The sequence below is a fragment of the Mesorhizobium sp. WSM4815 genome, from assembly GCF_055811575.1.
Genome location: NZ_JBVVQS010000088.1, coordinates 83134 through 104260 on the forward strand (window position 1 = coordinate 83134; position 21127 = coordinate 104260).

Below are 21127 nucleotides of genomic sequence, written 5' to 3' on the forward strand. Positions count from 1 at the left end.
CAAAGAAGACGACCCTGGGCCCTATTGACGGATGATCGCCTTGGGGGGCGGAGAGATGACCGGCTTGCACAGATTTGAGAGGGCGGTCGTTGTTCAGGTTGGCCGCCACAGTTCTGAGCGTATCGTATTCGATGTCAACCAGGCGGCCGCTATCCTGATCCGTGCCCTTCATCATCGGACCGAGAAACGGAGGGTAGCGATGGACGCTTGTCTGCAGGTATTGCGTGGTGAGGCCCATCCACCTGCTGCTCGAAGGGCTTTTGTGGCAGCCGCGCTTGAAGCAAAGATCCTGCGCAGCGAATGAATGCTGTCATCAAGGCTTTGATGCTTCGAGTGGAAGTCGTCTGGCCTGCACACTCTTCCGGAGAAATGTAGGCGTTGGCGGCCTCGGAAAGCCTACCTCCCTCGCCGATAAGACGTTCTGCCAATCGAACACGTTGACGAGGACGTGATTGGCGTCGTGATCAGCACGCCGCGCATTGTTCCCGATCAGATTATGGAGAACATCTCGGCTAGTCATCGAAAGGGTCGGTGCGTACATTTCTCCCTCGGCAATATGAAGTTGCGCGGCTTACGATCCAACACCTGATCCGAGGCGGTCCAGGACGCCGGCGAGCTGGCCCTTCGCGGCAGCGGAAAGCGGCTTGATTGGCCGTGGGGGCTCGGCGGAACAGATTTCGAGGAGCTCGGCGATTGCGTAGACGACGCGAAGGCTCGAGAACGTCTTAAAAAGCTCCCAAACCGGGGCCAGGGTGGCGTCGATCCGGTGTGCTTCTGCGTGGTCGCCGTGCTGAGCGGCTCTGACCATCCTCAGGCAGGGATCGGGCAAGATGCCACCGAGGACGCTGTACCATGTATCGGCGCCGGCGATCAGGGCCTCGGTGGCATTCCAGTCGCCGCTGTAGCCGATCGAGAATCCTTTCGGCACAATTTTTTTCTGGTGCGCAAGTTGGCCTTTGATAGCATCGCCCCTGTCGACTGAGTTTTTGATAGCGAGGATCTCAGGCAGCTGTCCCAGACGCTCGATGAGCGCTGGCGTGAAGCGAAAATGCGTGTTTGCAGGATTGTCGTAGATCACGATCGGCAGGCCGCTTTCGCGCGCCACTGTCGAAAAATGCTCGAAAACTTCGTCGTCAGTGAGCGGGGTGTAGGAAACAGCCGCGAGCAACCCCGCGGCTGCGCCAAGGGCCTTCGCATCCCTTGCATAGTGTATCGCTTCATCGGTGCGCAAAGCGCCCACGCCCACCACGAGCGGGACTCGTCCACGCGTTTCGTCCAGCGCCTCGCAAATCGCCCGGCGGCGTGCCGCGCGCGACAGATACATGTAGGTGCCGGTGCTACCGAGCAGGCCGATGGAATCCACCTTTGCTGCGCAAAGCCGCGCTATCAGCTTTCGAAGCGCCAGGACATTGACGCCGCCGTCACTGTCGCTTGGCGTAATTGGGAAGGCCGAAAGGCCGCTCAGGAAAGCCATGCTGAAGCTCCCGTTGTTAGATTGGGTGAAGCGTTGGGCATCAGACCCCGTCCAGCGCCTGCTCTAGATCCGCGATCAAATCGGCGGCGTCTTCGAGCCCTACCGACAGACGCATGAGGTCGTCGCCGACTCCGTCAGGCAAATGCGCGTCCTTGCGGATTGACTTGCGCGAGCGGGTCAGGCTTGCCGGATGATAGATGAGACTGTCAGCGTCGCCGAGGCTGACCGCCCTGATGATCAGCTTGAGCCGGTCCATCATACGGCGCGCGCCCTCGAACCCCGTTTGGAGGCCGAGAGCCAACATACCCGAGCCTTGCGACATCTGTCTGCGCGCGATCTCATGGTCGGGATGAGAGCCGAGAAATGGATAGCTAACCCAAGCCACAGCCGGGTGCGCCTCAAGCGCCTGAGCGACCGCAAGCCCAGAGACACTGTGACGCTCCATACGCAACGTGAGTGTCTTCAACCCGCGCAAAATCAGGAACGCCGACATGGGCGAGAGCGCTGCCCCGGTGAGATAGCGCAGGCCAGTTTCGCGCAGCAGGTGCAGTGTTTTCGCATCGCCCAGTATCACACCGCCCAGAGCATCGCCATGGCCATTGATGTACTTGGTCAGCGAATGGATCACGATGTCGGCTCCGAGTTCCAGCGGACGCTGGAGGGCGGGCGAGGCGAAGGTGCTGTCGACGGCGACCTTCACGCCGCGAGAATGGGCGTGTTCGGCAATGGCAGCGATGTCGAGGATACGGCTCAGCGGGTTGATTGGCGTCTCGAAGAACACGAGCCGGGTCCTGTCAGTGATGGCGCCATTGAGATTGCTCGGATTCGACAGGTCGACGGCAACGACCTTGATGCCAAACTGCGGCAGCCCCTGCTCGACCATGGCGAGCGTATTTGAATAGAGTGTCTTGTGGACAATGAGTTCGTCACCTTGCGAAAGCAGCGAAAGGATCAGCGTGCCGAAGGCGGCGATCCCCGAGGCGAGTACCAGCCCAGCTTCGGCTCCTTCGAGATTGGCGAGCCGCTTTTCGAGGATCTCGGTGGTCGGGTTGTATTCGCGTGCGTAGAGCCTTCCGCCAAGCGCTGCGACGGCTTCGTTTGCTGCAACGCTTTCAAATCCATACGTCGATGTAAGAAACACCGGCGTCTGAACAGAATTGGAAAAGCCGGCCGGATCGTAGCCATGATGGATGGCCCGGGTGGCGAATGCGAGACCGACGTCGTTCCGGGACGGCGTTGATGTTGCCTCGGCTTCAAGCTGATCTTCGGCGCTGGTCATCGGCTTTAACCCTCTTGATTTCGGGGACAATGCCGTCACACTAACTCAGATGGAACGTCCAGTTGGCGATGAAAGAAATGGTCCAGCCTTCTCCTGAAGCGTCGGCAGCTCGCTCGCAAGGTCTCGGCGCGCGCCAGATCTGCGAAGCTCTTCGCGAGCAGATCCTGGGTGGGATCTATGAAACGGGCAGCCAGCTGCCGTCGTCACGCGGCCTCGCAAATGAACTCGGTGTGTCGCGAACCACCGTCACCGTGGCTTATGATCAGCTGGTCGCCGAAGGTTTCATCGAGGTCATTCAAGGCGCAAGACCTCGCGTTGCATCTTCGCTAGTCCGGAGTAAAGAGACCAGCGCGGTGCCGAAACGGACTGGCCCGATCCACCTTTCCTGTTACGGCGAGCGACTGCGCGCCAGTCCGCCACGGCGCGATTACCTCCCCAACCGCCTCAAGGTCGATTTTCGTTATGGCGACCTCGCCCCATCTGATTTCCCGGCGCTGACGTGGAAGCGTGCGATGAACGCGGCGATGTCACAAAGCCCCGGAAGGCTGGCCTATCACGATCCACGCGGCTCGCATCGCTTGCGCCAGGCGCTGCAGGGATATTTGTGGCGTGCCCGAGCGCTTAGCTGCCAGGTCGAGCAGATCCTCGTCGTCAGCGGATCACAGCAGTGCCTCGATATGTGCGCGCGCCTGCTGCTCGATCCTTCTGACAGCTTCGTGATCGAGGATCCCTGCTATAGAATGGCGCGCCAAGTCTTTGCCAGCACAGGAGCCACGCCCGTCGCTGTCGCCGTCGATAGCGAGGGCATGAAGACCGAGTTGCTGCAGGAGATCCCAGCGCGGCTGGCCTATGTCACCCCGTCGCACCAGTTCCCGCTCGGCGCCGTCTTGTCGATTTCGCGGCGGTATCAGCTCCTCGAATGGGCTCGGCGCAATGACGCCTATATTATCGAGGACGATTACGATGGCGAGTACCGGTACGACATTCGACCGGTGCCCCCGCTGCACAAGCTGGAAGACCGCAGTTCCGTAATCTATGTTGGCACGATCTCCAAGACACTGTCGCCGATGCTGCGCATCGGCTACCTGGTGGTTCCGGCCGAGTTGCAAGATGTCTTTGCGATGGCCAAGCAGCTTCTCGACAGGCATTCTCCGGTCGCGGAACAGGAGGCCCTGGCCTCACTCATCGAGAGCGGTGGTTATGAAAGCCATGTCCGCCGCGTCCGCCGTCTTAACGGCGAGCGGCGAGAGGCACTGCTTGCCGTCCTTCGACGCGCGTTCGCAGACAGCATTGCCATCGAGGGGGCCGATGCAGGGCTGCATGTCGTCGTCTGGTTCAAGGATCTTTCTCGGTCGCTGGAGGACGTCCTGGTTGAAGAGGCGCGGCGGGTCGGGGTTGGCATCCATCCGATTTCATTGCTGTACATCCGAGATGAAGGCCGTGCTGACCGGATTGGACTGGTGATGGGCTATTCCGCCCTGACGATTCGGCAGATCGAGAATGGCGTTCGGCTCCTTACTGGCGCTGTCCAACGGGTAAAAAGCTTTGCCAAGGATTCGGCAAGATGCTCAATACCCGCCCTGACAGCGAACGGGCCTGGCTCGTGACCCCGGAGTCACGCCGGCAGTGATCGCAGACCAGCAAGACTTGCCAGGACTGGCTCTGTCGGCCAGTCCGGGTCCGGGCAGTACTCTGACCCTGGGACCTGGGGAAAGGAATTCTTGAGGAGACTCTAAAATCCAGTGGAAGCAGAGGCGCCATCGCGGCCGGCTTAAAGGAGGAAGCGTTGTTGGATTTTCCGCTGATCGACGAAGAAATAGCAGAGATCGCACCTGACTTTCGCGCAATCAGCATTCTTGTTGATGCAGAGGACAGTGCGCGAGGCGTCATGGCTCGGGACGTGTTGGGAGAGGCTTGCGATTTCGCCCGAGCGGGGGGACCCGCCTGGGGAGAAGCGCACTTGGCCAATTGGGCGGAGGCATACGTCCGGTTCGGCGCGAAACCAAACCGGACGCCGTGCTCGGCGCAGGCATTGAAAAAACGGGTGGAGAAGGATGGCCGCATCCCACCAATAAATCCTGTCGTTGACCTCTACAATGCAGTGAGCCTGCGTTTCTCAATACCCATTGGCGGCGAAAATTTCGATGCATATGTCGGCAAACCGCGGCTGACGATTGCCGTAGGAACGGAGTCCTTCCACACTGTTTTGAATGGGGAAGCGGTCGTCGAAAGCGCTTCCAAGGGGGAGGTCATCTGGCGCGACGATCTGGGAGCTACATGTCGCCGCTGGAATTGGCGGCAGAGCACGCGCACCCGGTTGGAGACGGTGGGCGGCCGCATGTGGTTTATTTTGGAAAGCTTGGCAGCGATGCCGGAAAAGGCGCTCGAGCAGGCGGCTAACATGCTCGTGAGCGGTCTGAGAGAGCTGGCACCAGGGTGTAAGGTCTACAAGCAGGAAATCACCACCGCTAAAGCCTCGGTCGCTAGTCTCGACAGGCGGGTCGGTTGAGGAACGTGCCCGCCCCGATGATAATCGGTTCACTCCAAGCAGTCTGCGTTCCTTTGCGAGCTGGGTCTCCTGGGGCTGCGAAGGTCGATAGGAGGTAACCCCTCTGGCCATTTCGTACAGGCCAGCGGAAGGTGCACCGCATTCATAATTCGAATCGACCCAGTGTAGCCACGGTCCAAAGATGCGCACCTCTTCGGGTTGCTGCTTTGATCAATCTCGACGTCAGACGCTCCGGGGCGAGCTTCAGTCCTGGCACTCCGAGCCTTCATACATCTCGTCGCGAAAGCCGGATTAATTCGGATCGAAGCGGTTGCGAGACATCTGCCATGCTTGGGGAGACTCGCTCTCCGCCGAGGGGGATGCGGATCACGATCCATTTCCGCCTGCCTCATCGACGTGTGTGACGACCACGGCAGTTGTGCCCGATCTGCCGTTGGCCGCGTAACACCTGCCGTGCGGCAGTGCTCGATCGCCGACATGACCTTGAGCTGCCGAGGCTGAGCTGGCCTGCATACGCGACCTGATAGGCAGGCCGGGCAGCACGGAGCGATCTCGATCGAGTCGCCGCACGCTCACCCGTCGGGCGAGCTCTCCGCCTCCTTGAAAAGGCTAAGTTCTCGAGCTGACTGGCCTGCAGCATATCTGCGGGTCGAGCCCCAGCAGGACCCGGGTAACTCCGACTTCGGCGCCGGCCTCCAGGCTTGGCGAAGCTGTGACGCAGCGTGTGCCGGCCGGGCCCCTTTACGGGGTTGGCGCTTTTGCAGTCTCGGCGACAATCCGATGGATCTGCAACGTCGGGTAATCGCGTGCTGCCCCGGGAACGGCCAGCCACCGCAGCGACGCCCTGCTGCCGCCCGACCTACATGCATAGCGCAGTCGGCTAAGCAGGCCGGCCGACAGCATGGCATCACGGCACCGGGCGCCGTGCCCCGCTCGATCGGCAGCAGCATGCGCTCTTTGTGACCGTGGGCCATAATGCACTGGCCGCTCCTCCTCCCTTGAACGAGCCGCACGAGATGCGCCATCTCCGGGTAGGTGTCTTCAACAGCACCCCATCAGGGCCGCCAGAAAGGCTGCCCCTGATTCTATCTTTATCGCCGGCAACTCGATCGGTAGCGGTACGCTGGCGACGGCGGAGCCACGGACGGTTGGGCGAAGCCAAGAGATGTCGGGGGCGCAGAAGCCGGAGGGCCTCATTGTTGGACCGCCAAATTGTTAGCCCGATGATCCCCCGCCATGCCACTTCACCAACTGGACGGCTTCAATTGCAACGAACTGGCTGTTTCCAGAGGGCCAGATTGCAAGTATCTGACCTGCAATGCACACAAGGAGTTCCCCCGATGTACACCCCTCCAGCCTTCCGAGATGATGATATCGATTTCCTGCGAGCGAGCGTCCGCGCAGCGCCGCTGGCGAACTTCGTCACTGCCACGGCCCAATGACTTTTCGCCTCGTCACTGCCCCTCTTGCTTGATGAAAGCGAGGGCGAGCACGGCGTGATCTACGGCCAGCTCGCGAAGGCCAATCCGCAGTGCCGTGTTCCGCCGCTGAGCGATGGCTTGGCCACCTTCATGGGGCCGGATGCTTACGTGACCCGGCGTGGTATGCGGCCAAACGGGAAACCAGGAAGGTTGTGCCGACCTGGAAGGGACGCGCTATGATCGCGCTGGGCATCGGCCTCGCTACGAAGAAGCAGCCTGCCACATCAGTTTGGCTCCGGATCGGTTCAGCATCTTTCCGGGTTGGCGCCTACTCTGCGGAAGCAGCTGGATAGCCTCGATCGATCTTCGGTCATTTCGCCTAGCAGATCAATGTTCTCAAGAGGCGCGGTAGTATCCGCTGCGTGAAAGTCGGCTCACAATGAAGCACAATCGTGTGAATAAAGAGCGGGTCAGTTCGATTGATTCGCCTGCCTATGCCGATCATTTCGGCCTCGTAAATCAACAAACGGCAGAAGCCAGTCAGCCGAGAATGGCGGCCGCCTTCATGGAGGAAAGCCTCTCCGTGCGCCAGGCGCCACTTCGGTTTGCTCTCGACCACATGGCGACGCCCGGGCTTGACGTCAGGACGTTCTTCGCGCTCGCCCGCGATCTCGGTCTGACCGACGTGCAAATCCGGAATAATCCCTGCAGTAAGGCTGTTGTGCGCGGCAAGCCGCCGGCGGAGGTTCGGTCTGCCGCTGCCGAAGCGGGCGTCACGATCATCTCAGTCAACGCCCTACAGCGGTTCAACGAATGGACTCCCGCCCGCAAGGCCGAGGCCAGCAAGCTCGCCGATTATGCGGCCGCCTGTGGCGCCCAGGCGCTCATGCTGGTGCCGGTGAACGACGGTTCGTGGTCCGCCAATGGCGAGCGCAATGGCAATCTCCGCGTCGCCTTGAAGGCGCTCAAGCCGATACTTCAGTCACGGGGTCTGGTTGGGCTCATCGAACCGCTTGGCTTCCAGACCTCCTCGCTTCGGTCGAAGACCGAAGCGGCTAACGCTATTGCCTGGGTTGATGGCCAGTCCGTCTTCCGGCTTGTGCACGATACATTCCACCACACACTCGCCGGCGAGACGTCCTTCTTCTGCGATCTGACCGGTCTCGTGCACATTTCAGGCATAAACGATCCAACCTTGTGGGTTCACCCGGATCGCCTCCTGGGAGGTTCCGACAATTGCAGCCAGATCCGGGCGCTACTTGATGGCGGCTATACGGGTCCCTTTTCTCTTGAGCTCGTCGAGGAAGTCCACGCATTGAATGACTCTGCAGGCGCATTTGCCGCCAGCATCGATCTCATCCGACACGGGCTACTGGCGCGAGTGCCGGTCTAAGGCGCGTAGACAAATTGAGCGGAGTAGTCATTCGAGATCGCTCCTATGTCCCGCTCATGCAGGCAGATGCTTGCCGGATCACCATTGTCAACACTGGCCATTGGACTGCCTTGGGCGGCCGCGGCAGTTCGATGGGCCCGCAAGGCGAAGGTTGGATCTGATGCTGAGGGCGACGGACTATCGGAATTTTCGGACGAAGAGCAACTGATGGCGGACAAAGGGCGAGTGCGCGAAGCCAATCGCAGGTGGTCCTGAGGTGATCTTTTTCTAGGACCGCGGTCGCGCAGCAGCTGCTTCACCTAGGCGGCCTCTCCGGGATTCACCGACGACCCGCTTCATCCGACCAGAAGTGCCGGTGCCAGACCCGCAGTTATGGGCTCTCGGATAGCGCGTCGGACAAGAATTCTGGCGCTCCGATCTGGGATTCAGCGTTATTAAAACCCCAGCTTCTTCTTCAGTTCCGCGTTCTCCTTGCGCAGGCGTTCCGCGAGCAGGCTCTTCAGTCGTTTGTTTTCTTCCTCAAGCGCGACGAGGTCCTTCAGATCGTCACCAACCGATGCAGGCAGCGCAGCTTTCTTCCATTGGTAGTAGGTCTGTTCTGAAATGCCGGCCTGCTTTACGGCGCTCTTGTGGGAGGCGCCGCCACTGATAGACTTCTGTATCAGGGCGAGCATCTGGGCGCGCTCCTTTTCAGAGTAGACCTTACGTCCGGTCCGCACGGTCGCTGCTGGTGCTTCCTCCGCCTGAGACGCCGCATTGGGCGCATTCTTCCGAGCAGGCGGCCCGGGCTCAGCCTTCGCTCTCGGCGACCGTTGGGCTTTCTTCTTTTGAGGCCTCTCTACTTTGGCTGCCGGTTGCGTTGCAGTTGTTACTGATTCTGCGTCCAGGGGATTTGCCATGAGATACTCCGCTCGCGGTTTGTGCATGTGTTCAGCATCAAGCGCTACAACACTTGAGTCAACAGGGCGACCATTTGGCAACTCCATCTCCTCGAGTTCCCTTGTTGTCTCGGCCATTGCTGCGGTAAGATCGACATCGCTCCAGATCGAACGACTCCGTTTTTGAGAACTGCGCTTCTGTCTGATCTCCACCGTGAATGCTCGGGACTGCCGCCTCATAGGTCGTTCCTTGTTGAACACGAATTATGCAGGAAGTCGCGGCAGACGACGAATGAAGGTCTGGCCGCTTCTTCTGTAGCCGAGCTATATGCATCCGACCGCCCGAGCAAGCCCCGCTGGCGACGCACACCCCGGAACAGACCGGTTCCTATGAGCACCTAAGAGCAAGTATGCAATGCCATCTCGGGACCGAGGAGATGGTGGATTCCTGCAGCATGCAAAAGCTATCTCCCGTGTTTTCGATGGTAGAGCGACGGCTGGCATCCGAACTGAAAGGATCTGCTCAAGAGCTGCGATCCAGTCTGCGCTGGCAGTGCAGGACGGCATACCTCCGAAGGCCGGTGCTACCGACGCTAGCCCGCTGATTACCGACATCGATTGGCGCCGAAGAACGGACAGCTGCGCAGAATTGGCGAGCGGGGAGAGGCGAGGGCACGAGCCGAGTCGAACTCGCATCGAGCGTCGTCCGGCAGCGGCAGAGCATGACAGGCTTCTTCGACAAGAACGGAGCCTGACCGAAGCTACTCGTCGCCGCCGTCGTTGCTGGGGCGACCCTTCTTTCACGAGTACCGCGGCGGCCGCTTGGTCGGAAGGTCGTCCCGGTACTGACCGAGTGAATTTTGCGGAGCCACGCAGCGGCGTCGTGCGCAATCGGGAAAGCCAATATAGGCTTGCCCTGGGCAGGACGTTTTCGTGGCCCGCGGAGTGCATAAATTCCCCGAGCCTTCACCGGGCCGCTATACCTCTTGGGAGCGAGTTTGCCACGCTCACGATATGTCCGGAAAAGTTGTTTCCCCTTTCACGCCGAGCTTCAAGCCGCTTCACTTGTGTTCGCCTCCTCCTGAAGGCCTGCCAACCCGCTTTTCGCGTTCGATCGATGGCGCGTTCTCAAGGCCGATCATGGCCGTGATGTCGACGGTGAGGTTTGGGAATGCTGAAGGACGCACGCCTGGTTGCCTCTCCGGCAGCCAGGCGATCACGGGGGACTTCGCTGAGCCATCAGCAAGCATTGCTGTAAAACGGCGCCAAAACTGCCCCCGACCGGCCTCGGCGTCGCCCGACCATTAGTGAGCGGTCCGACTCTGGGCAACGCACCGCTCCTGTTCGGAACACCGCATGAAGCGAAAGAGCCATTTTGGTAGGCCCGTTATGCTTCGTCCAGCAAACGATCGGCGGACGCGAGCAGCTTGTGAGGGATGCAGCCGAATGCAGCGCTGCTCCCACAACTGGCGAAGCTCCTTTGTAAGAGCTTCACGCTTAGCTTCATCTAACGTGATTGAATTGAGGAGATCCCCCAGCACGGCTTCGGCCTCGATCTGAATGAGCAGAGCGTACACTTCATTTGAAATGCGCACACTGTCCCGAGTGGAGTGGACTGCGCGGGCATTTATGAAAGGAATGTCGGCCATGGCGATAGATCACATCATTTCAGATGTTTTCCGGCAGATAGATGTCAAACGGGAGAAATGTCTGCCCCGGCGTCTCCGCGGTGCCGGTCCTGATGGCGCGATCCATCAGCAACATCAGCTCCTGGCAAAGTCGGCGCAGTGGCGTCGCCACCGCCATCGTGATGATGTCGTCCGCGAGGGCCTCCCGCGACTCCGGCGTGATTTCATTCACGATCGCGACGAGATCCTGGCCTTTGCCCTCTTCCCGGAGCGCGGAGATAGCCCCCTCCATGCCACCGCCGGCCATGTAGAAGCCGACGAGCTCAGGTTCCCGCTGCATAAGATCCAGCAGCGCCTCGTAGGTGATCTGTCGCTTCTCAAGATTGACGAGCGTATCCAGCACCTCGAATGCTGGCTCGTTCTCACGGAAATAGGAACGAAACCCGCTTTCCCGCAGCTCATGACCCTGGAAACGGTGGCTGCCGACAAACACGGCCACCTTGCCAGACCGTTTAGCGACCTTGGAGAACATCCAAGCTGCCGTCCGACCGACGCTGCGGTTGTTGAGACCTATGTAGCCCTCGCGCACGCCGGCGGCGAAGTCAGAAAGTAGCGAAAAGACCGGGATGCCTTTCGCCTTGAGCTCCTCGACTGCTGCCGTGATCTTCGGGTGATCTGGCGCCACCATGGCGATCGCGTGGCATCGGCTACCAAGATCCTTAAGGAGTGCCGTCAGATCCCCAGGCAAATGTGACGGCGCGAATTCGATGAGCGGAATGCCGTGGAAGCAGTGGGCCGAACTGACCGACGCCTCGACCTCGCGCGCGAACTCCTGGTAGAAATGCTGGGCCGGTTTCCTCAAGATGAAGCCCAGCCGGTAGCGGGGCAGGTCCTTTCCCATGCGCTGTTTGATAAGTCCCGCAGCATGATAGCCGATCGCGTGGGCCGCGTGGTGGACGCGACGCGCGGTCTCCTCCCGCACCGGAAGGCGAGCGTTCAGCACCCGATCGACCGTTGCCACGCTCACCCCCGCTTCGCGGGCGAGATCGGCAATTGTAGGGCGCTTTGCCGTCGCTCCGATTTTGATCGGCTGGCGCTCCGTCATCCGGTGCGTGCCGGCGACGGATTGGGGCGGCAAAGTGGTTTCGGCATCCTCCCCGATCGACGGCCTATACATTGATCAGCGCTCCAGGCGCACCCGGGCGCGTCTCGGTCTGCGGTCCGTTTCCATAGGGCGTGCATGTTTCTTGTCCTCACCGCATTTGATGCTTCTGATCTGTGGCCCGCGAACCGCTGTTTAGACCCGGCGAGCCGATTGTTTGGTGGCTGATGAGCCGGCGACTTGGCTGGTCGCGCTGCAGCAATCTTGCTGGGGCGCGTGGTCGGTTTAATCTCTCGGCAAGCTCCCGTAGAAGGCAGCTTTCATGCGCGTTTCGTCCAGTTCGCCTTCCCAGCGGGCGACAACCAGCGAGGCCACCGCATTGCCGATTACGTTCGTCAGCGCTCGGCATTCGGACATGAAGCGGTCCACGCCAAGGATGAGGGCCATCCCAGCAACGGGAACGCTTGGTATTACGGAGAGCGTAGCAGCCAAGGTGATAAAGCCGGCCCCTGTTATACCTGCGGCACCTTTCGAGGAAAGCGTCGCGACAAGCAATAGGAATATCTGATCGGGAATCGACAAGTGCGTGTTCGTTGCCTGGGCGATGAAGAGGGCGGCGAGCGTCATGTAGATATTGGTGCCGTCCAGATTAAAGGAATATCCAGTCGGGATAACGAGACCCACGACGGAACGCTTCGCGCCGGCGTTCTCCATCTTCGCGATGAGCGAAGGCAGTGCGGCCTCCGAGGAGGACGTTGCCAGGACCAGCAGCAGCTCTTCCTTGATGTAGCGCACGAGAGAAAAGATCGAGAAGCCGTTGTATCGGCAGACCGCGCCTAGAATCCCGAATACGAAGAGGAAGGCGGTGAAATAGAACGTCGCGACCAGCATGGCGAGGTTGGCCACCGAACCGATCCCATATTTGCCGATGGTAAAGGCCATGGCGCCGAAAGCGCCGACGGGCGCGGCCCTCATCAGAATGCCGACCAGCTTGAACACCGGCGCGAGGAGCGCCTGAAGCAAAGAAAGCACAGGCTTGCCCGTGTCGCCGACCATCGCGAGAGCGATGCCAAACAGAACCGAGAAGAACAGGACCTGCAGGATGTCGCCCTCCGCGAAGGCACTAACGATCGTCGAGGGAATGATGTTCATCAGGAAGCCGGTCACCGACTGCTCGTGGACCTTGGCGGCATAGCCCTTCACGGCCTGGGCATCGAGCGACGCCGGATCGATATTCAGGCCGGCACCCGGCTGAACGACATTTGCGACAATGAGACCGACAATCAATGCGAGGCTCGAGAAGGTGAGGAAATAGATCATTGCTTTGCCGGCGACCCGGCCGACCTTCTTGAGGTCATTCATACCGGCAATGCCGGTCGTCACGGTTAGAAAGATCACCGGCGCGATGATCATCTTGACGAGCTTGATGAAGGCATCGCCGAGCGGCTTCAGGCTCTCGCCGACGTCCGGGTAGAAATACCCAACTGCGACACCGAGTGCGATGGCGGTAAGCACCTGAATGTAGGGCTGGGCGTAGAAGGCCTTGCGGGGCGCAGGACCCGCGCTTCGGATTGGTGAAACCAACAGCTTTTCTCTCCCTGACCGGGTCGCGGTGGGGGCCTCCTCCCTCCCGCGCTTCTCCCATCGCGGCGCTCCGGTCACGCGCTGCTGGCATTTCGACAGCAAGTGTCGTGCCAAGTGGGGCCCGCGCCGAAATACGCGTATTCCTCCGCTCGGTGAGGCAGCCTCAGTAGGGGTGGGTTGTGCGAGCTTCCGCACTGTTGCCGTCATCTCGGGCGAAATCCCGCACTAACGCCAGCTTTGCACCCATTGCTTTAGCCTGACAGCCACCAGTCGCTAACTCTGGCATCCGCTGTGCTCGCTCGCTTCTTTGTCGCATTTGCGACCCGGCCGGGCACGGAAGTGGAGGATTCCCTACACGAGGCTGGCTCTTACCGCGCTCCCGCTGCAGCCGTGGCGTCCCGACGGGTCGTCGATAAGACCGAATGATTCACCGGACCTGGCGCGCATCGGTGCGACTCAGAAGATGCTTCATAGCGCGAACACTTTGGCCGCTCGACGACACTTCGGGCCGTAGTGTCCGACGCAGCCGCCCTAACGCCGACAGCATCCCGGAGGCGTCGACCTCCGTACGCTCACCGCGCCGGGCATGCGTGAACACGCCGGGGTAACTCTGCCGTTCAAGATCGATCTGTCGGCAAATCTCAGTTGATGGAATTCTATCATGTCCTCCTGCTTTCCTTTCAGAAATGCGAGGAAAGCTCGGTTGACTAGCCATCCTCATTCCCGCTCTGTAGGGCAACGTGTGGTTGCGCTCCGGAAGCCTGAACCGCGCCTCAGTTCAGTAAGGATAGCCAAGCCCATGCATCAAGCCTTGCCTCCGGCGTCTTTCGGGCTTGCCCCTCGTCAGGGCCTGACCGACGCCCAAAACCGTGACCCACACGTGATCTTATGCAAGGCAGTATGTCGCCTGCGGAACTCTGGCGTCCTCCCGCCGACACATCACGACGACCCGCATCAACGTCTCAAGCGTTCCGGTAAGCGGCTCCCACCCGCAAGCAAGTGCGCCAATCATGCTGCGGCTCGCGGTGCGAAGACATTCTTGTTGCTGCCGGCCATCGGTGGCTCGGGCCCTGATGCCATCTGATGATGCGTTTACGCGGGGGGACATCGCAGGTCCAGATGGCGCGGCGTTGCTGTCGCGGCCCAAGATCGAGGATGACATGTCAGATCAGGACAATGGTCGCCAATCTGAAGACAGTGCTGAGCAGACTTCGTCAAGCTGCACATCATTGCACGACACCAAAAGGGATGACTCGGAACCCGCCATTCTGCCGTCGCGCGCGAGCGCGCTTGCCGGCATCTACGAAATTTCGAAAGCGCTCACCGCCCCCTCCGGGCTCGAGGTCAGGCTGGCCAAGGTTGTAGACCTGCTGCGATCGTTTCTGCAGATGAGGCACGGCATTATCTCTCTTTTCGACGGTGATGGCGAACTGGAAATCATCGCAGGCGCCGGCCGGACCGAGAGCTGCAGCGAGCGCTGCCGGACGTACCTGCCACGGAATGCAATCGACCAGGTTTTGGCGACGGACAAGCCCCTGGCCACCGAGAACATTGCGTCTCATCCGGCTTTCACCGCCGCCGACATGGACGTGCTCGGGGCTTCCGACGACATACCAGTGTCCTTCATCGGCGTTCCCATTCGCGTCGATGCAAATGTCGTGGGCACGCTGACCATCGACCACGTACTGCGCCATGGCTCAAGAGTTTGGCTCGATTACAGCCTCTGTCTGCTCCCGCTAATCGCCAACCTGGTAGGGCAGGCAGTGAAGTCGCATCGCTCTTTCGAGGGCGACCGCGAGCAACCGATGGCAAAGCAGGACTCCCTGCCAAAGCAGAAGCGCCTGGCCCCGCAGCGTAACACTCACGTGGAGGGGATGATTGGCGACAGTTTGGCGTTGCGCGGTCTGCTTGAGAAGGTCGCGCTCGTAGCCAAGGCCAAGATTGCGGTTCTGTTGCGAGGCGAATCCGGTACCGGGAAGGAGCTGGTCGCCAAGGCTATCCACGAGTTGTCCCCGCGCGCCAAGCGGCCCTTCATCAAGCTCAATTGCGCGGCGCTACCCGAGACTGTGCTGGAATCCGAATTGTTCGGCCATGAGAAGGGTGCATTCACAAGCGCGTTCAACTCGCGCAAGGGGCGCTTTGAGCTCGCCGACAAGGGGACATTGTTCCTAGACGAGATCGGCGAGATTTCGGCCTCGTTCCAGGCAAAGCTCTTGCGCGTTTTGCAGGAGCAGGAGTTTGAGCGCGTCGGGGGCAACCAGACCATTAAAGTCGACGTCCGTATCATTGCCGCCACGAACAAGAACCTGGAAGAGGCAGTTGCCAGAAACGAGTTCCGTGCCGACCTCTACTACCGCATCAGTGTTGTTCCCTTGCTGGTGCCGGCGCTACGCGAAAGGCGCAGCGATATTCCGCTCCTTGCAGCTGAGTTTCTCAAGAATTTCAACGATGAGAACGGCCTTATGTTGACGTTCGATCCGAGCGCAATCGAAGTACTGATAAACTGTGACTTTCCCGGCAACATTCGCGAACTGGAAAACTGCGTACATCGGACAGCGGTTCTGGCGGCGGGGCCATCAATCGGGAAAGACGACTTTGCATGCTGCCAGGGCAAATGCTTCGCCGAGGCGCTGCATAATTGCAGAGTTGGCAAAGTCGCGCTGCAACCTTCGCCGATCGGGCCGCTACCAGTGGTTCGGGCCATACCGCCGGCTGCTGGGGTTAGTTCTGCCGCCGTCCCACCGCCGTCAGCGACCGAAGGGCAGCCGCCGCTGGACCTAGTCGGGGTAGTCCACTCTGCGAGAAAGGCCGATGCCGAACGTGTCATCCAGGCGATGGAGAGATGTGGCTGGGTCCAGGCAAAGGCGGCACGCCTGCTCGGACTGACGCCGCGCCAGATCGGCTACGTGTTGAGGAAATACGGCATCGAGATCAAACGTCTTTGAACAAATCACCGAGCCGAGTAGCTGGGACAACGAAGCATTCGTGCCTTGGCGCCCTTGAGACGAGTGATGCGGTGCTCCTGCAATTCCGATCGGATCGCACAGGCCGCGCTGCCCCCGCGGTCGTCGCCCCACCGTGCACCTGGGTCTGACGGCAGCGCTATCGTCGGTGGTCCAGGCCCTTCTTGATCACCAGCTCGTGCCGGACGCACTGAGACCGAAACGGAGAAAATTGATGTCTGATGCAAAACTGCAAACTGTGCTTTCTTCCCTTCCGCAAGTAGCGAGACAGTTAGATGTTCTGCTATCCGACAAACCGGCGCCAGATCCTTGTTGCGTCAAGCTAAACACGAACGAGAACCCGTTTCCGTTGCCGACAGCCATAATGCAAAGTGCGATGGCGGCTCTCGAACGGCAATATCTATATCCAGAAGACGACAACGTCAGCTTGAGGCAAGCAGCGTCGGAAGCCTACGGCGTCTCGAAGGACCAGGTGATCGCCGGAAACGGATCGTCTGAACTGCTCGGGCTTATCTACAGAGCTTTTCTGGTTCCAGGAGACAGAATGGCGATGATGTCGCCGGGGTTTTCGTTCAACCGCAAACTTGCCCGTTTGCAGGGCGCTCAATTTCTCGAAATCGGTTGGTGCGCAGATCATTCCTTGCCCGTCGAAGACTTGCTTTTGGGACCGGCAAAAGATGCCAAGTTCATTCTGCTGGCCAACCCAAACAATCCGACCGGAACGTTTGTTCCAGTGGCCGATGTTGAACGCCTGGTATCGCAATCAGACCGTCTGATTGTCTTGGATGAGGCCTATGTCGATTTTGCACCGGACAATGGTCTGCATCTCCTCGATCGCTATCCAAACCTCCTGATCTTGAGAACATTCTCGAAAAGCTATGCCACCGCCGGCATTCGCGTCGGTTTTGGACTTGGCCACCCCGAAGTCATTGGCAGGCTGCGGGATCTCCAGAACGTCTTCAACATGAATGTGATCGGTCAGGCGGTTGGCATCAGTGTGCTTGGGCACCGCGCCGCCTATGCCGAGAACCACAAGCACATCAAGCATGAAAGACAGCGGGTGACGGTGGCACTGTCGAAAATCGGATTTTCCGTAATACCTTCTCACGCAAATTTCCTGCTAGCGCGTGTGCCACCGGGGCAGGAAGGCTCATGGTGGCAAGCAGCCTTGGAAACGCAAAAGATACTCGTCGCCTTCTTTCCGGATGCAGGGCTGGAAAATTACATCCGCGTCAGCATCGGTACGAAAACCGAGATGGATGAATTCCTTGAGGCCGCCAGAGAGATAGCTGGAAGGGCGGAGAAAACGATCCCGCTGTGCCGGCCGTCAGCGGCTGCTGCTTCTGCTTCTGCCTTAACCAGTCGATAGCTCCCCGGCCATTAAGCGCACCGATAATTTGAATTTGCTTGCATCATTGCGAGCCTCGAACTGTTGCAAAGAGTTGGAGAAATCGCGTGAAGAATGCCTTCCCCCTGGGCCTGACCTTCGGCATATTCGACCACCTGGACGAGGATGGCTGCGAGATTGCCCGACAATACGCCGATCGCCTGAGTTTGGCAGAGGCGTGCGATCACCTTGGTTTCTACGCATATCATCTGGCAGAGCACCACTGCACTCCGCACGGGAGGGGCCCATCGCCGAATCTGTTCTTATCTAGCGTCGTCCAGCGCACCCGGCACCTCCGCGTCGGCCCGATGGTAATGCTCCTTGCCCTTTATCATCCGCTGCGTGCGTTCGAGGAGATCTGCATGCTGGACCAGTTGAGTGGTGGCAGGGTCGAACTGGGTATAGGGCGCGGCTCTCTCCCAGTCGAACTGGGTTACTTCGGGATTGCTGCGGAGGCGGCGCCAGGTCACTATGCGGAAGCCAGCGAAATCCTTATCAAGGCGATGAAGGGCGACACGCTGTCCTATCGCGGCCGCCATTTTGAGCTGAATGACGTCCCTTTGACGCTGAGATCTTATCAGCGCCCCCATCCACCGACATGGATCGCCACCAATAGACCCGAGTCGGCCAGCTGGGCCGCTTCAAGTGGCGCCAATATCGCGTGCCTTGGACCTGCCTCTTCTGTTCGCAGAATTACAGATGCATTCCGAGCCTGCCGGGTGCGCAGTGCCGACGCGGACGAGCGAGGGCCATTTCTTGGAATGCTCCGCATGGTCGTGATCGCGCGATCGGAAACAGATGCATATGCGCTCGCGGCACCCGCTTACGAACGATGGCTCAAGAGCTTCAGGTTCCTCTACGACCTCAATGCGCTCCAGACGCCCCCAAATCTGCCGCTGAGCTTGGATGCAGCAATCGAAAGCGAATTGTGCGTGGTGGGAACGGCATCTTCCGCGCGACAAGCTCTTCTTGATCAGCTCGAAGAGGCCGGTGCTAATTATCTACTTTGCCAACTTGCATTTGGGAATCTGTCCTTAGACGCTTCGCTATACACCGCAAGGAAGATCCAATCTGAAATCATGGCTCGAGTTACCTGACGTGGAATGAGCGCTCCGCCTTCGGAGTTGAATTTCTCCGGCGCACCATCACCTTCCCGGTCCCGCGCACGATGCCGATATAGTGCTTGGTGTGTGGGTGGAGGGCGCGCACGCTTGTGGAGGCCCTGGATACTTGGAGCGACCGGCCTGCCGATTAAGAAATCGCCCCGATTTCGTTTTCGCAAGAGAGGGCGAACTTGTGCGTACCTGGGCAAAGCCCCGGTTGTTCTGAGGCATAGAGAAGATTGCTATAGCTCATTATTTGAGATATTATGAGTTATAGAAAGGTGCGCTATAACTCATGGTATGGAATTGGGAGCAGGCTGACTGGCCGCATTTTACCTACGCTAAAAAAAAATTGGAGCCGCTGGAAAGCGAGTTCCTGTTGCGATCGGGCGAGTTCCTGGGTATCTTTCGTCATGTCGGCGCCGACGATCGCGACCAGATCCGCATCGACCTTATCAGCGAAGAGGCCTTGAAGACGTCAGCGATCGAAGGCGAGTACCTCAACCGCGAGAGTCTGCAATCATCCCTGCGCCAGCAACTTGGGCTGGGCGGCGAGACCAGGCGCATTCCACCTGCCGAGCGCGGCATCGCTGAAATGATGGTCGATGTGTATTGGCATTTTGCCGATACCCTCTCGCATCGCACGCTCTTCGCTTGGCATAAGATGGTGATGTCGGGTGAACGGCGTATCGAGACCATCGGCAACTACCGCCAGCATGCCGATGCTATGCAGATCGTTTCCAATCGGCTGGATAAGCCCAAAGTGCATTTCGAGGCACCTCCCTCAGCGCGGGTCAAAGCCGAAATGGATGCTTTCACCGCTTGGTTCAACGATACCGCGCCTAAAGGTAAGACGCCGCTCCCGGCGTTGACGCGAGCCGGTATCGCGCACCTTTATTTCGAGAGCATCCACCCGTTTGAGGATGGCAACGGCCGCGTAGGCCGTGCCCTCTGCGAAAAGGCGCTTGCTCAAAGCCTGGGTGAACCAAGTCTCATCGCTTTGGCATACACGATCGAACGCCACCGCAAGGCCTACTTCGACAACCTGCAGGCCAGCAATAAGAGCAACGCGGTAACAAATTGGCTGCTCTACTTTGCCAACACGATCCTTCAAGCGCAACGCGTAACGCTGGTCCGCGTCGAATTTTCCGTAGCTAAAGCCAAGTTTTACGAACGCTACCGAAACCAGTTCAACGAGCGGCAGGAAAAGGTCATCGCCCGAATGTTCCGCGAAGGCATCGACGGGTTCAAAGGAGGGCTCAGCGCCGAGAATTACATCGCCATCACTCAAGCATCGCGCGCGACGGCGACAAGAGATCTGCAAGACCTCGTTTCCAAGGGCGCGATGACAAGAACTGGCGAACGGCGACACACGCGTTACGCCCTGAACATTCTGGATGACCGCAGGTAAACCGCAGCACAGATTTATTGCCACCTTACTCGCGCAGCGACACGTGCGAAGTTTTAAGCAAAGGTCTATGAATTCAGGATCGCGCTGGGCAAAGCCTGGGCACCAAGTCCGACTTAAACGGGTCCGTCTACATTTCGCTGAGAATTTCAGGGCAACGGTTGCGGTCCCAGCGTGCTTTTATCTTCAAGTGTCGGCAATGTTCATGGCATTTCGGGCGACCGAAGCGATACGGCCAACGCATCGGCGGTGCCGCTCCGCCTTTCTCAAAATCACCTTCGGTCTGGCCCATCTGGTTTGTTACATGGGCAAAGCAAATCACGTCCTTGTGACGCGCCGATGCAAAGGAATAGAGGGCCGCTGCTACCGATTCCGGACAATTGCCGGAGTGCAAGCCGCACTTCAGCTCGTGGCTTAGCCGTGGTCAAAATCATCACCTCGCCGTGCAGTCGCGCCTCATGACCTGGATGGTGGCGGAAAGGCCGGCTCACGAATGATTAGATCGTTCGAGATCGGGTCCAGTCAGTGCCGGGCGTGTTCGCATTGGCTGTGATCGGCCAGCACCTCAATCACCCGGCATTCGCCGACCTTCCCGTGCCGGCAGCCTTCGACCATGAGTTCAAGTTCGGCCTTCAATGCCGTGAGGCTGCGTATCCGCTGAACGACGTCGGCCAGCCGCGCCTGGGCTATGGTATCGGCCGTGGCGCAGGGCTGGCTGGGATTATCCTGCAACGTCAGCAGGGTGCGGATGGCTTCGATGCCGAACCCCAACTCGCGTGAATGGCGAATAAACGCCAGCCGGCGCAAATCGCTGGTTTCATAGTGCCGTCGATTTCCCTCGCTGCGGTTCGGCGCGGGCAGCAGGCCGATATGCTCATAGTAGCGGATGGTCGGCACTTTCACGCCGCTCTGTCGTGCCGCTTCGCCAATCGGGACACTGCGCATGATTTTTCGCTTGCTCCTCTAGTCGCTAGAGAATGTAGCGTGCCGCTGGAATG

The 21127-nt window shown here is 59.5% G+C and carries 15 protein-coding genes and 1 pseudogene; 9 read left to right on the forward strand and 7 right to left on the reverse strand.

Going from position 1 to position 21127, the window contains the following annotated elements:
- The first annotated feature begins 55 nt into the window (after positions 1-55).
- Complete coding sequence (locus tag AC0L2B_RS11310; RefSeq protein ID WP_473745405.1) at positions 56-304, forward strand: DUF982 domain-containing protein; 249 nt, start codon at positions 56-58, stop codon at positions 302-304.
- Positions 305-571: 267 nt separating this feature from the next.
- Here AC0L2B_RS11310 and AC0L2B_RS11315 read toward each other — a convergent pair whose 3' ends face one another.
- Both AC0L2B_RS11315 and AC0L2B_RS11320 read right to left on the reverse strand, forming a co-directional pair.
- Positions 572-1474, reverse strand: a complete 903-nt coding sequence (locus tag AC0L2B_RS11315) for a dihydrodipicolinate synthase family protein (protein WP_473745406.1) — start codon at positions 1472-1474, stop codon at positions 572-574.
- Positions 1475-1514: 40 nt separating this feature from the next.
- Complete coding sequence (locus AC0L2B_RS11320; RefSeq protein ID WP_473496081.1) at positions 1515-2753, reverse strand: trans-sulfuration enzyme family protein; 1239 nt, start codon at positions 2751-2753, stop codon at positions 1515-1517.
- Positions 2754-2821: 68 nt separating this feature from the next.
- Between AC0L2B_RS11320 and pdxR the strand changes: the two genes are divergently transcribed.
- From pdxR to AC0L2B_RS11340, 4 genes and pseudogenes are all read left to right on the forward strand, one after another.
- On the forward strand, positions 2822-4360 hold the full coding sequence (pdxR, locus tag AC0L2B_RS11325; protein ID WP_065011497.1) for a MocR-like pyridoxine biosynthesis transcription factor PdxR: 1539 nt from the start codon (positions 2822-2824) through the stop codon (positions 4358-4360).
- Positions 4361-4539: 179 nt separating this feature from the next.
- A complete protein-coding gene (locus AC0L2B_RS11330) occupies positions 4540-5262 on the forward strand; it encodes a B3/B4 domain-containing protein (RefSeq protein WP_473745408.1) in 723 nt (240 codons plus the stop codon).
- 1340 nt (positions 5263-6602) lie between these two features.
- Positions 6603-6934, forward strand: a pseudogene (locus tag AC0L2B_RS11335) (FMN-binding negative transcriptional regulator); the annotation flags it as partial.
- Between the two features lie 299 nt (positions 6935-7233).
- A complete protein-coding gene (locus AC0L2B_RS11340) occupies positions 7234-8076 on the forward strand; it encodes a TIM barrel protein (RefSeq protein ID WP_065011503.1) in 843 nt (280 codons plus the stop codon).
- 434 nt (positions 8077-8510) lie between these two features.
- On the opposite strand, the gene AC0L2B_RS11345 is transcribed toward AC0L2B_RS11340, so the two are convergent.
- The 3 genes from AC0L2B_RS11345 to AC0L2B_RS11355 all read right to left on the reverse strand — a co-directional run bounded on the left by AC0L2B_RS11345 (position 8511) and on the right by AC0L2B_RS11355 (position 13268).
- Positions 8511-9194, reverse strand: a complete 684-nt coding sequence (locus AC0L2B_RS11345) for a transposase (RefSeq protein WP_473745409.1) — start codon at positions 9192-9194, stop codon at positions 8511-8513.
- Between the two features lie 1428 nt (positions 9195-10622).
- Complete coding sequence (locus AC0L2B_RS11350) at positions 10623-11687, reverse strand: LacI family DNA-binding transcriptional regulator (protein ID WP_065011499.1); 1065 nt, start codon at positions 11685-11687, stop codon at positions 10623-10625.
- Positions 11688-11969: 282 nt separating this feature from the next.
- Entirely contained in the window at positions 11970-13268 is a 1299-nt protein-coding gene (locus AC0L2B_RS11355; protein ID WP_473745460.1) for a dicarboxylate/amino acid:cation symporter, read from the reverse strand.
- 1160 nt (positions 13269-14428) lie between these two features.
- Here AC0L2B_RS11355 and nifA point away from each other — a divergent pair.
- The 4 genes from nifA to AC0L2B_RS11375 all read left to right on the forward strand — a co-directional run bounded on the left by nifA (position 14429) and on the right by AC0L2B_RS11375 (position 20132).
- A complete protein-coding gene (nifA, locus tag AC0L2B_RS11360) occupies positions 14429-16213 on the forward strand; it encodes a nif-specific transcriptional activator NifA (protein WP_473745461.1) in 1785 nt (594 codons plus the stop codon).
- Between the two features lie 232 nt (positions 16214-16445).
- Positions 16446-17600, forward strand: coding sequence for a histidinol-phosphate transaminase (gene hisC / locus AC0L2B_RS11365; protein WP_473745410.1), 1155 nt, complete (start codon positions 16446-16448; stop codon positions 17598-17600).
- Between the two features lie 86 nt (positions 17601-17686).
- A complete protein-coding gene (locus AC0L2B_RS11370; RefSeq protein WP_473745411.1) occupies positions 17687-18715 on the forward strand; it encodes an LLM class flavin-dependent oxidoreductase in 1029 nt (342 codons plus the stop codon).
- A gap of 301 nt (positions 18716-19016) precedes the next feature.
- Positions 19017-20132, forward strand: coding sequence for a Fic family protein (locus tag AC0L2B_RS11375; RefSeq protein WP_473745412.1), 1116 nt, complete (start codon positions 19017-19019; stop codon positions 20130-20132).
- A 127-nt stretch (positions 20133-20259) separates the two neighbouring features.
- Here the strand turns inward: AC0L2B_RS11375 and AC0L2B_RS11380 are convergent, their stop codons facing one another.
- Positions 20260-20523, reverse strand: a complete 264-nt coding sequence (locus AC0L2B_RS11380) for a hypothetical protein (RefSeq protein ID WP_473745413.1) — start codon at positions 20521-20523, stop codon at positions 20260-20262.
- A 128-nt stretch (positions 20524-20651) separates the two neighbouring features.
- On the reverse strand, positions 20652-21074 hold the full coding sequence (locus AC0L2B_RS11385) for a MerR family transcriptional regulator (protein WP_473533036.1): 423 nt from the start codon (positions 21072-21074) through the stop codon (positions 20652-20654).
- Between the last annotated feature and the right edge of the window lie 53 nt (positions 21075-21127).

Coding starts and splice junctions, on each gene's coding strand:
- AC0L2B_RS11310 (WP_473745405.1), top strand. CDS start 56: ATGACCGGCTTGCACAGATTTGAGAGGGCGGTCGTTGTTCAGGTTGGC.
- AC0L2B_RS11315 (WP_473745406.1), bottom strand. CDS start 1,474: ATGGCTTTCCTGAGCGGCCTTTCGGCCTTCCCAATTACGCCAAGCGAC.
- AC0L2B_RS11320 (WP_473496081.1), bottom strand. CDS start 2,753: ATGACCAGCGCCGAAGATCAGCTTGAAGCCGAGGCAACATCAACGCCG.
- pdxR (WP_065011497.1), top strand. CDS start 2,822: ATGAAAGAAATGGTCCAGCCTTCTCCTGAAGCGTCGGCAGCTCGCTCG.
- AC0L2B_RS11340 (WP_065011503.1), top strand. CDS start 7,234: ATGGCGGCCGCCTTCATGGAGGAAAGCCTCTCCGTGCGCCAGGCGCCA.
- AC0L2B_RS11345 (WP_473745409.1), bottom strand. CDS start 9,194: ATGAGGCGGCAGTCCCGAGCATTCACGGTGGAGATCAGACAGAAGCGC.
- AC0L2B_RS11350 (WP_065011499.1), bottom strand. CDS start 11,687: ATGACGGAGCGCCAGCCGATCAAAATCGGAGCGACGGCAAAGCGCCCT.
- nifA (WP_473745461.1), top strand. CDS start 14,429: ATGTCAGATCAGGACAATGGTCGCCAATCTGAAGACAGTGCTGAGCAG.
- hisC (WP_473745410.1), top strand. CDS start 16,446: ATGTCTGATGCAAAACTGCAAACTGTGCTTTCTTCCCTTCCGCAAGTA.
- AC0L2B_RS11375 (WP_473745412.1), top strand. CDS start 19,017: ATGGTATGGAATTGGGAGCAGGCTGACTGGCCGCATTTTACCTACGCT.
- AC0L2B_RS11385 (WP_473533036.1), bottom strand. CDS start 21,074: ATGCGCAGTGTCCCGATTGGCGAAGCGGCACGACAGAGCGGCGTGAAA.